Consider the following 13499-nt stretch of genomic DNA (forward strand, 5'->3'; position numbering starts at 1 on the left):
TACGTGGCTTTGACTACTGTCAACTCTGACAGGTGAGCTGAAAAAAACCGGCAAAAAAGTCTCACCCTTCAGGGCCATCCCCTGAGGTCGCGCTCTGTGCCAAAAGACTTTCTGATTTCCAGGCAGGCAAAAGCATGCTCATTGGCTATACCTGTAGTTCCGGCCCCGCCTCGTGTGGCTTACAGGAGTGACAGCATGAAGTTTTCGTCGATGATCGGCACTGTTTGCATTGTCTCGCTCGCCTTGGCGGGTTGTTCGAGCAAAGTTACCCAGCCGGATGAGTATTCCGGGTTCCTGGGCGATTACAGCCGCCTCAAGGAAGAGAAGTCGCCGTCGGGGGCCGAGGTCATGCGTTGGGTCGATCCGAAGATTGACCTGGACAAATACACCAGCCTCTATGTCGAGCCGACGCAGCTTTATCCCAAGCCGCAGGCGACCGTGAAGATCCCCCAGGCCACGCTGTCGGGCATCACCGCGTATTACGATCAGGCCCTCATGCGGGAAGCGGGGAAATCCTTGCCCCTGGCGACCGCTCCAGGGCCGGGTGTATTGGTGATACGGGCGGCGATCACTGCCGTCAGTAGCAAGACCGAAGGCTTGAAACCTTATGAGGTGGTTCCGATTGCGCTGGTGGCGGCCGCTGTCAGCACTGCCAGCGGTATTCGCGACCAGGAAACCACCCTGGGCACCGAAGCGGTTTTTCTCGACGGAGGCAACAACGCGGTGGTCGCCCAGGTCGTGCGCAAGGGCACGGGCAAGCCATTGTCCAACGAGTCCCAGGTCATGAAGCCCGATGACGTCAAAGGGGTCATCGATGGCTGGGCGTCGGATCTGCATCAGTCGTTTCTGCAGCTCAAGGCCAAATAGCCGCCGTGGCTTAGGGGGGAGGTCGACGTCATGACTTTTTATGTCCGGCCATAGGTCGCGCGAGCATTTCGTGGTTAACTCCGGCCTCACCATTTTCAAACCTGTCAGAAGGAATCCGTTCATGGCTCAAGTCACCCTCAAAGGCAACCCGGTCCAAGTCAACGGCCAGTTGCCACAAGCCGGTTCCAAGGCGCCAGCCTTTTCTCTGGTTGCCGGCAATCTGTCGGACGTTTCGCTGAAGGACTTCGCCGGCAAGCGCAAAGTGCTGAACATTTTCCCGAGCGTCGACACACCGACCTGCGCCACCTCCGTGCGCAAGTTCAATGCCCAGGCCAACGAACTGAACAACACCGTGGTGCTGTGCATCTCCGCCGACCTGCCATTTGCCCAGGCGCGTTTCTGCGGCGCCGAAGGCCTGGAAAATGTCCAGAACCTGTCCACCCTGCGCGGTGCCGAGTTCATCCAGGACTACGGCGTGGCGATTGCCGACGGCCCACTCAAAGGCTTGACCGCCCGTGCCGTGGTCGTGCTGGACGAAAACGACACCGTGCTGCACAGCGAGCTGGTCAAGGAAATCGCTGAAGAGCCGAACTACGACGCGGCCCTGGCTGTTCTGAAATAAGTGGCATGAAATAAGGTATTTATTACAATTGTTAACGGCCTGGCCCTGTCCAGGCCGTTTTCTTTTTTGCTTCAAGGCCTTAGCCGACGATTCGAAAGGTAAGCCCAACGTAAATTGCCGGTAAAGGCGCTTTGCTAAATACCCGCCAGTGCTTATCGTTCAGCCTCCCGTAAAAGAAGTCCACGCGCCCAATGGTTGATCACCCCATGCAATCCTCTGTTTCCCGCAATTCCCGTCGCTGGCTGCTCGGCCTGTTCGTCCTGCTGGTCGTCGCGGCGTTGGCCTGGAAGTTCTGGCCCGGTGGCTCGGCCCAGAAGCCGGGGGCAGGGGACAAGGCCGCGGCGGGGCACGTGGGCCGCTCCGGTGGCATGCGGCCAGGGTTCGGTGGGGCGATGGGGCCGATCCCGGTGCGGGTGGCGCCGGCGGTGACCGGGGATTTCCCGCTGTACTTCAAGGCGCTGGGTACGGTCACGGCCCTCAACACCATCAACGTGCGCAGCCGCGTGGGTGGCGAGCTGGTCAAGATCGCGTTCGAAGAGGGGCAAATGGTCAAGGCTGGGGACTTGCTGGCCGAGATCGACCCACGCCCGTACCAGAACGCCTTGCTCCAGGCCGAAGGCACGCTGTTGCAGAATCAGGCCCAGCTGAAAAATGCCCAGGTCGACCTTGAGCGGTATCGCGGCCTGTACGCCGAAGACAGTATCGCCAAGCAGACCCTCGACACCGCTGCGGCGCTGGTGGGCCAGTACCAGGGCACGGTCAAGACCAATCAGGCGGTGGTCAACGACGCCAAGCTCAACCTGGAATTCACCAAGATCCGCGCACCGATCACCGGCCGCGTAGGCTTGCGGCAACTGGACATCGGCAACCTGGTAGCGGCCAACGACACCACGGCCCTGGCGGTCATCACCCAGACCCAACCCATCAGCGTCGTGTTCACCTTGCCGGAGAACAACCTCGACACGGTGCTCGCCCGTTATCGCAGCGGGGCGAAGTTGCCCGTCGAAGCCTGGGACCGGGGCGACGTGAAGCGCCAGGCCAGTGGCGTGTTGCAAAGCCTGGACAACCAGATCGATGTCACCACCGGCACCTTGAAGTTCAAGGCGCGCTACGAGAACCGTGACCAGTCGCTGTTCCCCAACCAGTTCGTCAACGTCCACCTGCTGGCCGACACCCTCAAAGGCGTGGTCCTGGCGCCGACGGCGGCCATCCAGTTCGGCACCAACGGCACCTTCGTCTACGCCCTGGAGGGCGACAAGAAGGTCACCATCAAGAAGCTGAAGATCGGCGCCAGCGACGGCACGAACACCGTGGTCACCGAAGGCCTGGCCGCGGGCGACCGGGTGGTGCTCGAAGGCACCGATCGCCTGAAGGAAGGCAGCGAAGTGGAAGTGGTCAATGACAGCCAGGACGTGCCCACCACGCCGACCGAGCACCTGCAGGGCAAGTCCGCGGCGGCGCCTGCTGAGTCGGCCGCGGCCGACAAGGCGAACAAGGGCGGCGCATGAATCTCTCGCGGCTGTTCATCCTGCGCCCGGTCGCCACCACCCTGAGCATGCTGGCGATCATCCTCGCCGGCCTGATCGCCTATCGGTTGCTGCCGGTGTCGGCATTGCCCCAGGTCGACTACCCGACCATCCGCGTGATGACCCTGTACCCGGGCGCCAGTCCCGATGTGATGACCAGTGCGGTCACCGCGCCTCTGGAGCGGCAGTTCGGGCAGATGCCGGGCCTGACGCAAATGGCCTCCACCAGTTCCGGCGGCGCGTCGGTGATTACCCTGCGCTTCAACCTCGACATCAACATGGACGTCGCCGAGCAGCAGGTGCAGGCCGCGATCAATGCGGCCACCAATTTGCTGCCCAAGGACCTGCCGGCGCCGCCGGTGTACAACAAGGTCAACCCGGCGGACACCCCGGTGCTGACCCTGGCGATTACCTCCAAGACCATGCTGTTGCCCAAGCTCAATGACTTGGTGGACACCCGCATGGCGCAGAAAATCGCCCAGATCAGCGGCGTCGGCATGGTCACCATCGCCGGTGGCCAGCGTCAGGCCGTGCGAATCAAAGTCAACCCCGAGGCCCTGGCGGCCAACGGCTTGAACCTGGCGGATGTGCGCACACTGATCGGTGCGTCCAACGTCAACCAGCCCAAGGGCAACTTCGACGGCCCGACCCGGGTCTCGATGCTCGACGCCAACGACCAGTTGACCTCGCCCAAGGACTACGCCGAGCTGATCCTGGCCTACGCCAATGGCGCGCCGTTGCGGCTCAAGGACGTGGCGCAGATCGTCGACGGGGCCGAAAACGAACGCCTTGCCGCCTGGGCCAACGAAAACCAGGCCGTGCTGCTGAACATCCAGCGCCAGCCGGGGGCCAACGTCATCGAAGTGGTGGACCGGATCAAGGCTCTGCTGCCGAGCATCACCGACAACCTCCCGGCCGGCCTGGACGTCACCGTGCTCACCGACCGCACCCAGACCATCCGCGCCTCGGTCACCGACGTGCAGCACGAGTTGCTGATCGCCATCGCCCTGGTGGTCATGGTGACGTTCCTGTTCCTGCGTCGCGTCAGTGCCACGATCATCCCGTCGGTGGCCGTGCCGTTGTCGCTGATCGGCACCTTCGGCGTGATGTACCTGGCCGGTTTCTCCATCAATAACCTGACCCTGATGGCCCTGACCATCGCCACCGGTTTCGTGGTGGACGATGCCATCGTCATGCTGGAGAACATCGCCCGTTACATCGAGGAGGGCGATAGCCCGTTGCAGGCCGCGCTCAAGGGAGCCAAGCAGATCGGTTTCACGCTGATCTCCCTGACGCTGTCGCTGATTGCGGTGCTGATCCCATTGTTGTTCATGGCCGACGTGGTCGGGCGCTTGTTCCGCGAATTCGCCATCACGCTTGCGGTGGCGATCCTGATTTCCCTGGTGGTGTCCCTGACCCTGACGCCGATGATGTGCGCCCGGCTGCTCAAGCGCGAACCCAAGGAAGCAGAGCAGGGCCGTTTCTATCGCGCCAGCGGCGCCTGGATCGATTGGTTGATCGCCGCCTACGGGCGCAAGTTGCAGTGGGTGCTCAAGCATCAGCCGCTGACTCTGCTGGTGGCGGTGGGCAGCTTGGTGCTGACGGTGGTGCTGTACCTGGCCGTGCCCAAGGGCTTTTTTCCGGTGCAGGACACTGGGGTGATCCAGGGCATTTCCGAGGCGCCGCAATCGATCTCCTTTGCCGCCATGAGCGAGCGCCAGCAACAACTGGCCAAGGTGATCCTCGCCGACCCGGCAGTGCAGAGCCTGTCCTCCTACATCGGCGTGGACGGCGACAACGCCACGCTCAACAGCGGTCGCCTGCTGATCAACCTCAAGCCCCACAGCGAACGGGATGACAGCGCCACCGAAATCATTGCCCGCTTGCAGCCACAGCTGGATCGGCTGGTGGGCATTCGCTTGTTCATGCAGCCGGTGCAAGACCTGACCATCGAAGACCGGGTCAGCCGTACCCAATACCAGTTCAGCCTGTCATCGCCGGACGCCGAGTTGCTCAGCCTCTGGAGCGGGCGCCTGGTCGAGGCCCTGGGCCGCCAGCCGGAACTGACCGACGTGGCCAGCGACCTGCAGGACAAGGGCTTGCAAGTCTACCTGGTGATCGACCGCGACGCGGCTTCGCGCCTGGGCGTCTCGGTGTCGAACATCACCGATGCGCTGTATGACGCTTTCGGCCAGCGGCAGATTTCCACCATCTACACCCAGGCCAGCCAGTACCGCGTGGTGTTGCAGGCCCAGGCCGGGGAACGGCTCGGGCCGCAGGCGCTGGACCAGATCCACGTCAAGACCACCGATGGCGGGCAGGTACGGTTGTCGAGCCTGGCCCGGGTCGAAGAGCGCCAGGCGCAATTGGCGATCGCTCATATCGGCCAATTTCCAGCGGTGATGATGTCGTTCAACCTCGCGCCGGGCGTGGCCCTGGGGCATGCGGTGGAGGTGATCGAAAAGGTCCAGCAGGACATCGGCATGCCGGTGGGAGTGCAGACCGAATTCCAGGGCGCGGCCCAGGCGTTCCAGGCGTCGTTGTCGAGTACCTTGCTGCTGATCCTGGCGGCGGTGGTGACCATGTACATCGTCCTGGGCGTGCTGTACGAGAGCTACATCCACCCGATCACCATCCTTTCCACCTTGCCCTCGGCGGCCATCGGCGCCTTGCTGGCGTTGATCCTCAGCGGCAATGACCTGGGCATGATCGCGATCATCGGCATCATCCTGCTGATCGGCATCGTCAAGAAGAACGCGATCATGATGATCGACTTCGCCCTCGACGCCGAGCGTAACCAGGGCATGGATCCGCAGACGGCGATCTACCAGGCGGCGTTGCTGCGCTTCCGGCCGATCCTGATGACCACCCTGGCGGCGTTGTTCGGTGCCATACCGCTGATGTTCGCCACCGGTTCCGGCGCCGAGTTGCGCCAGCCCCTGGGCTTGGTGATGGTGGGCGGGTTGTTGGTGAGCCAGGTCTTGACGTTGTTCACCACGCCGGTGATCTACCTGTACTTCGACCGACTGGGGCGCCGGTTCGCCAGGCCGGATGCGAAAGAGGTGCGGGTATGACGGCAGCATCCGGCGTCCCGGAGCTTGAGCGCTTTCTGTGGCGAGGGGATTTATCCCCGTTGGGCTGCGTAGCAGCCCCTTTGGTGAGTGCTGCGCACTCAAGCGGGGATAAATCCCCTCGCCACAACAGCCTAGCCATCCCTTGTATCCAGCGGCTTGAAGCCTGGAGCGATGGCCGATGAACTTGTCCGGCCCATTCATCAAGCGTCCGGTGGCGACCATGCTCCTGAGCTTCGCCATCATGCTCCTCGGTGGTGTGTGTTTCGGCCTGCTGCCGGTTTCGCCGCTGCCGCAAATGGATTTCCCGGTGATTGTGGTCCAGGCCAACTTGCCAGGGGCCAGCCCCGAGGTGATGGCTTCAACGGTGGCAACGCCCCTGGAGCGTTCCTTCGGCGCCATCGCCGGGGTCAATACCATGAGCAGCCGTTCCAGCCAGGGTTCTACGCGGGTCATCCTGCAATTCGACCTGGACCGCGACATCAACGGCGCCGCCCGGGAAGTGCAAGCGGCCATCAATGCGTCGCGCAACCTGTTGCCCAGCGGCATGCGCAGCATGCCCACCTACAAGAAAGTCAACCCGTCCCAGGCGCCGATCATGGTGCTGTCGCTGACCTCGGACGTGTTGGAAAAAGGCCAGCTCTACGACCTGGCGTCCACCATCCTGTCCCAGAGCCTGTCTCAGGTGTCGGGCGTCGGCGAAGTGCAGATCGGCGGCAGCTCGTTGCCGGCGGTGCGCATCGAGCTGGAGCCCCAGTTGCTCAATCAGTACGGCGTGGCCCTGGACGATGTGCGCACCGCCATCGCCGACAGCAACGTGCGCCGGCCCAAGGGCTCGGTGGAGGACGACCAGCGCATGTGGCAGGTCCAGGCCAATGACCAGTTGGAGAAGGCCAAGGACTACGAAACGCTGGTCATCCGCTACCAGGACGGCTCGGTGCTGCGGCTCAAGGACGTGGCGAAAGTCACCGACAGCGTCGAGGATCGCTACAACAGCGGTTTTTTCAACGACGATGCCGCCGTGTTGCTGGTGATCAACCGCCAGGCCGGGGCCAACATCATCGAGACAGTCAACGAGATCAAGGCGCAACTGCCCGCGTTGCAGGCGGTGCTGCCGGCCAGTGTCAAGCTGAACCTGGCGATGGACCGTTCGCCGGTGATCAAGGCCACCCTGCATGAAGCGGAAATGACCTTGCTGATCGCCGTGGCCCTGGTGGTGCTGGTGGTGTTCCTGTTCCTCGGCAACTTCCGCGCCTCGCTGATCCCGACCCTGGCGGTGCCGGTGTCGCTGGTGGGCACGTTTGCGGTGATGTACCTGTACGGTTTCTCCCTGAACAATCTGTCGCTGATGGCGCTGATCCTGGCGACCGGGCTGGTGGTGGACGACGCTATCGTGGTGCTGGAGAACATTTCCCGGCACATCGACGAAGGTGTGCCACCGATGGAGGCGGCGTACCGGGGGGCCGAGGAGGTAGGCTTTACCCTGCTGTCGATGAACGTCTCGCTGGTGGCGGTGTTCCTGTCGATCCTGTTCATGGGCGGCATCGTCGAGAGCCTGTTCCGCGAATTCTCCATCACCCTGGCGGCGTCCATCGTGGTTTCGCTGGTGGTCTCGTTGACCCTCACGCCGATGCTCTGCGCCCGCTGGCTCAAGCCTCACGTACCGGGGCAGGAAAACCGCCTGCAGCGCTGGAGCCAGCGGCTCAATGAGCGGATGCTCCGGAGTTACGCCACCAGCCTGGACTGGGTACTGCGCCATCGGCGCCTGACCTTGCTGAGCCTGCTGGTGACCATCGGCGTGAACGTCGCGTTGTATGTGGTGGTGCCGAAGACCTTCATGCCGCAGCAGGACACCGGCCAATTGATCGGTTTTGTGCGTGGCGACGATGGGCTGTCGTTCAACGTGATGCAGCCGAAGATGGAGATCTTCCGTCGTGCCGTGCTCAAGGACGAGGCGGTGCAGAGCGTCGCCGGTTTCATCGGTGGCAACAACGGTACCAACAACGCCTTCATGCTGGTGCGTCTCAAGCCGATCAAGGAACGTAATATTTCTGCACAAAAGGTCATCGAGCGCCTTCGTAAAGAAATGCCCAAGGTCCCCGGTGCTCAGTTGATGTTGATGGCCGACCAGGACCTGCAGTTCGGTGGCGGTCGCGAGCAGACCACTTCGCAGTATTCCTACATCCTGCAAAGCGCCGACCTGGCGTCGCTGCGCACCTGGTACCCCAAGGTCGTGGCGGCCTTCCGGGCCTTGCCGGAGCTGACGGCCATCGACGCCCGCGACGGTGGCGGGGCGCAGCAGGTAACGCTGGTGGTGGATCGCGACCAGGCCAAGCGCCTGGGCATCGACATGGACATGGTCACCGCCGTGCTCAACAACGCCTACAGCCAGCGGCAGATTTCCACCATCTACGACAGCCTCAACCAGTACCAGGTGGTGATGGAGGTCAATCCAAAGTATGCCCAGGACCCGAGCACCCTCGAACAGGTCCAGGTGATCACCGCCGATGGCGCGCGGGTGCCGCTGTCGGCCATTGCCCATTACGAGAACAGCCTGGAGGACGATCGGGTCAGCCATGAAGGCCAGTTTGCTTCCGAGGGCATTTCCTTCGACATGGCCGAAGGCGTCACGGTGGAGCAGGGCACCGCGGCCATCGAGCGGGCGATTACCAAGCTCGGCATGCCCGAGGATGTCATCGCGAAAATGGCCGGCACCGCCGACGCGTTCGCCGCCACCCAGAAGAGCCAGCCGTTCATGATTCTAGGCGCGTTGCTGGCGGTGTACCTGGTGCTGGGGGTGCTGTATGAAAGCTACATTCATCCGCTGACCATCCTGTCCACCTTGCCATCGGCCGGGGTCGGCGCCTTGCTGTCGATCTATGCATTGGGCAGCGAGTTCAGCCTGATCTCGCTGTTGGGGCTGTTCCTGTTGATCGGCGTGGTGAAGAAAAACGCCATCCTGATGATCGATCTGGCGCTGCAACTGGAGCGTGCCGGGCAGACACCGCTGGAATCGATCCGTAGCGCCTGCCTGCTGCGGTTGCGGCCGATTTTGATGACCACCCTGGCGGCGATCCTTGGCGCCTTGCCGTTATTGCTCGGCGCCGCCGAAGGCTCGGAAATGCGCCAGCCATTGGGCCTGACCATCATCGGTGGGCTGGTGTTCAGCCAGGTGTTGACGCTCTACACCACGCCGGTGGTTTACCTTTATCTCGACAAGCTGCGCCATCGCTTCAACCGCTGGCGTGGCGTGCGCACTGATGCTGCCCTGGAAACCCCGCTATGACCGACCGTTCGCCTTTCAATCTTGCCACCACGCTGGCGACTGCCCGTGGCTCGCGGGTGCTGAGCCTGGTGCTGTGCGTGGCGATGCTCAGCGCCTGCGCCGTCGGCCCGGATTACCAGCGCCCCGCGGCCGCCGCCCCAGTGCAGTACAAGGAGGCCCAGGGCTGGCGCCAGGCCAACCCCAGCGATGCAATGGCCCGGGGCGCCTGGTGGGAGCTTTACGGCGATACGCAACTCAACGGCCTGGTGGACAAGCTCAACGCGTCCAACCAGACCGTGGCCCAGGCCGAAGCCCAGTACCGGCAGGCCCGGGCACTGGTGCGCAATGCCCGTGGCGCGTTTTTCCCCACCGTGGACCTGACCGTTGGCAAGACGCGCTCAAGCCAGGGCACCGGTAGCAGCAGTTCGAGCCTGAGCAGTTCGTCCAGCGGCATTCGCGACACCTACAGCGCCCAGGCCGGCGTCAGCTGGGAGGCGGACGTATGGGGCAAGTTGCGCCGCACCCTGGAAGCCGACGAGGCGAGCGCGCAAGCCAGTTTCGCCGACCTGGCGGCGATGCGCCTGAGCCAGCAATCGGAACTGGTGCAGAACTACTTGCAGTTGCGGGTGATCGATGAACAGAAGCGCCTGTTGCAGACCACCGTCGACAACTACCAGCGTTCGCTGAAAATGACCGAAAACCAGTACCGCGCCGGGGTCTCCGGCAAGGACGCGGTGGCCCAGGCGCAGAACCAGCTCAAGACCACCCAGGGTGACCTGATCGACCTGATCTGGCAGCGAGCCCAGTTCGAAAACGCCATCGCCGTGCTGATCGGCCTGCCGCCGGCCGAATTCAACCTGGCCGAGATCCAGGACATCCCGACACTGCCGCAGATCCCGGTGGCGCTGCCCTCGCAACTGCTCGAGCGCCGACCGGACATCGCCTCGGCAGAGCGCTCGGTGATGGCCGCCAATGCCAACATCGGCGTCGCCAAGGCCGCGTATTACCCGGACCTGACCCTGAGCCTCAGCGGCGGCTACAGCAGCAGTACCTACGACAACTGGGTGAGCGTGCCGAACCGCTTCTGGTCGGTCGGGCCGCAACTGGCGATGACGCTGTTCGATGGCGGCCAGCGCTCGGCGGAAGTCGACCGCACCGTCGCGGCGTATGACCAGACCGTCGCCACCTATCGCCAGACCGTGCTCGACGGCTTGCGCGAGGTAGAAAACTACATGATCCAGCTCAAGGTGCTGGAAGACGAAGCCCGCGTGCGCCAGGAAGCCCTGGACGCCGCCCGGGAATCCCTGCGCCTGACACAGAACCAGTACAGGGCCGGATTGATTGCCTACCTCGACGTGGTCACCGTCCAGGCCACCGCGCTGAGCAACGAACGCAGCATGCTGAGCCTGCAACAGAGCCGCTTGATTGCCAGCGTCCAGTTGATTGCGGCGCTGGGTGGGGGGTGGGATGGGCAGTTGCAGGCAACTGAATAACGGCTGAACGCTGTGATTCCTGTGGGAGCGAGCTTGCTCGCGATGGCGGCGGCACAATCGACATCACTGCAAACTGAACCACCGCTATCGCGAGCAAGCTCGCTCCCACAATGGCTTGCGGTGAGGTCAGTCCCGCTTTTGGCCGATGCACTGCCTACGTCCTGTCGCCATGGCTTGTTATAGTTCAAGCCTCTTTTCAGCCGGTAAAGGATCACTGCCATGTCGCAATACCAAGCGTTCAACGTCGAACTTGCAGACAACATCGCCCATGTGCAGATCAATCGCCCGGAAAAGATCAATGCGATGAACGCCGCGTTCTGGCGCGAGATCATCGAGATCTTCCAATGGATCGACGACACCGATGAGGCGCGGGTGGTGGTACTCAGCGGTGCCGGCAAGCATTTTTCCTCAGGGATCGACCTGATGATGCTGGCGGGCGTGGCCAATGAGCTGGGCAAGGACGTGGGGCGCAATGCGCGGCTGTTGCGGCGCAAGATCCTGCAACTGCAAGCTTCGTTCAACGCCGTGGACAATTGCCGCAAGCCGGTGCTCGCGGCCATCCAAGGCTATTGCCTGGGCGGTGCCATTGACCTGATCGCCGCGTGCGACATGCGTTATGCCGCCGAGGACGCGCAGTTCTCCATCAAGGAAATCGATATCGGCATGGCCGCCGATGTTGGCACATTGCAACGCTTGCCCCGGATCATCGGGGACGGCATGCTGCGTGAACTCGCTTATACGGGGCGCACGTTTGGTGTCGACGAAGCGCGCAGCATCGGCCTGGTCAATCGTGTCTACAGCGACACCGCCAGCCTGCTCGACGGCGTGATGGGCATTGCCCGGGAAATCGCCGCCAAGTCGCCGATTGCCGTGACCGGCACCAAGGCAATGATCAGCTACATGCGCGACCATAGCATCGACGACGGCCTGGAATACGTAGCCACCTGGAATGCCGCCATGCTGCAATCGACCGACCTGCGCGTGGCCATGGCCGCCCATATGAGCAAACAGAAACCCGAATTTCTGGATTGACTGACCATGATTTCACGCTGGACCACCGCAGTACTCGCTACCGATCTTCCTGGCGGCTGGGCCGTGGCCCGTAGCCCGGAAGGTTTTCTGTTCGATGACAACGGCGCGTTATTCCCCCGCGACTGGCTCAAGCGCCAAGACCTGTCGATCCTCGCCGAGCACGGCATCGGTCACCTGGATGGCGAGCCGGTCTATCTATTGGAATTGCACAGCCCGCTGGACATTCCCGGCTGCAATTGGAAAGGCCTGCGGGCGTTCATGCTCGAGGACGACCACACGCTGTACAAGGTGTTGGGCTATGCGGCGCAGATCGGCACCTGGGCCCGGGAGCATCGCTTCTGTGGCAGTTGCGGCAAGCGCATGAGCCAGATTCCGTTGGAGCGGGCCATGTATTGCGATGCCTGCGACCTGCGCCACTACCCGCGGATTTCACCGAGCATGATCGTGTTGATCACTCGCGGCGATGAAGTCCTGCTAGCCCGTTCGCCGCGTTTCGTCACGGGCGTCTACAGCACTCTGGCTGGGTTTGCCGAGCCCGGCGAGTCGGCCGAGGATTGCCTGGTGCGCGAGGTACGTGAAGAGGTCAGTATCGAAGTGAAGAACATCCAGTACGTGGGCAGCCAGTGCTGGCCGTTTCCCCATTCGATGATGCTCGGGTTTCACGCTGAATATGCCAGCGGCGACATCGTGCCCCAGGAAGATGAAATCGAGGACGCTCAATGGTTCAACGTCCACGACCTGCCACCGTTGCCGGCCTCGCGCTCGATCGCCCGCTATCTGATCGACCTTTATGTGGCGCGGCGCCTAGGCCACGCTGAACCAGTGCTGCCAGGCTAGGCGTACGGTCAAGCCCAGCACCACGGTGATGAACACCGGTCGGATGAACTTCGCGCCGCCGCTGATGGCGGTGCGAGCCCCGAAGAACGCACCGACCATCACCGACAGGCCCATGCTCAGGCCGATGACCCAGTCCACTTGTCCGGAAAAGATGAACACCGACAGCGCCGCGATGTTGCTGACGAAATTCATGCTGCGCGCCACGCCACTGGCCTTGACCAGGTCGATGGGGTAGAGCAGCAGGCTGCTGACCGTCCAGAACGCACCGGTACCCGGCCCGGCCACACCGTCATAGAAACCCAGGCTGAAGCCCTGGGGCGACTGCCATGTCTTCTTGATCGGTGCATCGCTGTCCAACGGTGCCTTGGGCGTGCCGCCAAACAATAGATACAGGCCGCAGGCGAAGACGATCACCGGCAGCATCTTGTTCAGCCACTCGGCAGGCAGGTAATGGGCGACGATGGCGCCGGTCAGGGCCCCGACCAGTGTGCCGACGAGGGCGTGGGTCCACTGCTTCGGGTGGAACAGCTTGCGCTTGTAGAAGGTGAAGCTGGCCGTCGCCGAGCCAAAGGTCGAACTGAGTTTGTTGGTGCCCAGGACCAGGTGGGGCGGCAAGCCCGCGGTCAGCAGCGCCGGCGTGGTCAGCAGGCCACCGCCACCGGCGATGGCATCGATGAAACCGGCAATGAAGGCGACAACGGCAAGGATAGCGAGGGTAGTGAGGTCAACGCTGAGTTCGAAAGGCATGGAATGGGCTTATTTGGCAGGTCGCAGAAGGGCTGCGGG

9 protein-coding genes are annotated in these 13499 nt (G+C 62.8%); 8 read left to right on the forward strand and 1 reads right to left on the reverse strand.

All coding sequences use genetic code 11. The features are described 5' to 3' along the window. Positions 1–195 precede the first annotated feature (195 nt). The 8 genes from AC515T_RS13855 (at position 196) to nudC (ending at position 12713) form a co-directional block, all read left to right on the forward strand. Entirely contained in the window at positions 196–867 is a 672-nt protein-coding gene (locus AC515T_RS13855; protein ID WP_496532944.1) for a DUF3313 domain-containing protein, read from the forward strand. A 121-nt stretch (positions 868–988) separates the two neighbouring features. After that, positions 989–1489 (forward strand): thiol peroxidase, encoded by a 501-nt coding sequence (tpx, locus tag AC515T_RS13860; RefSeq protein WP_018602018.1) that lies wholly within the window; start codon positions 989–991, stop codon positions 1487–1489. A gap of 191 nt (positions 1490–1680) precedes the next feature. Beyond that, positions 1681–2997: an MdtA/MuxA family multidrug efflux RND transporter periplasmic adaptor subunit gene (locus AC515T_RS13865; protein ID WP_496532945.1), complete on the forward strand. Its 1317-nt coding sequence runs from the start codon at positions 1681–1683 to the stop codon at positions 2995–2997. Further along, positions 2994–6089: an MdtB/MuxB family multidrug efflux RND transporter permease subunit gene (locus tag AC515T_RS13870; protein WP_496532946.1), complete on the forward strand. Its 3096-nt coding sequence runs from the start codon at positions 2994–2996 to the stop codon at positions 6087–6089. The genes AC515T_RS13865 and AC515T_RS13870 overlap by 4 nt, the downstream gene beginning before the upstream one ends. Positions 6090–6267: 178 nt before the next feature. Then, entirely contained in the window at positions 6268–9372 is a 3105-nt protein-coding gene (locus AC515T_RS13875; RefSeq protein WP_496532947.1) for an efflux RND transporter permease subunit, read from the forward strand. Then, positions 9369–10844 (forward strand): efflux transporter outer membrane subunit, encoded by a 1476-nt coding sequence (locus tag AC515T_RS13880; RefSeq protein ID WP_496532948.1) that lies wholly within the window; start codon positions 9369–9371, stop codon positions 10842–10844. Before AC515T_RS13875 ends, AC515T_RS13880 begins: the two co-directional genes overlap by 4 nt. Positions 10845–11063: 219 nt before the next feature. Further along, entirely contained in the window at positions 11064–11876 is an 813-nt protein-coding gene (locus AC515T_RS13885; RefSeq protein WP_496532949.1) for a crotonase/enoyl-CoA hydratase family protein, read from the forward strand. A gap of 6 nt (positions 11877–11882) precedes the next feature. Next, positions 11883–12713 carry an NAD(+) diphosphatase gene (gene nudC, locus AC515T_RS13890; RefSeq protein ID WP_496532950.1) on the forward strand — a complete coding sequence of 277 codons (831 nt, stop codon included), beginning with the start codon at positions 11883–11885 and terminating at the stop codon, positions 12711–12713. Here the strand turns inward: nudC and AC515T_RS13895 are convergent. Further along, positions 12681–13460 carry a TSUP family transporter gene (locus AC515T_RS13895; protein ID WP_496532951.1) on the reverse strand — a complete coding sequence of 260 codons (780 nt, stop codon included), beginning with the start codon at positions 13458–13460 and terminating at the stop codon, positions 12681–12683. The two genes, nudC and AC515T_RS13895, sit on opposite strands and share 33 nt — an antisense overlap. Between the last annotated feature and the right edge of the window lie 39 nt (positions 13461–13499).

The organism is Pseudomonas sp. FSO-7, assembly GCF_059579345.1.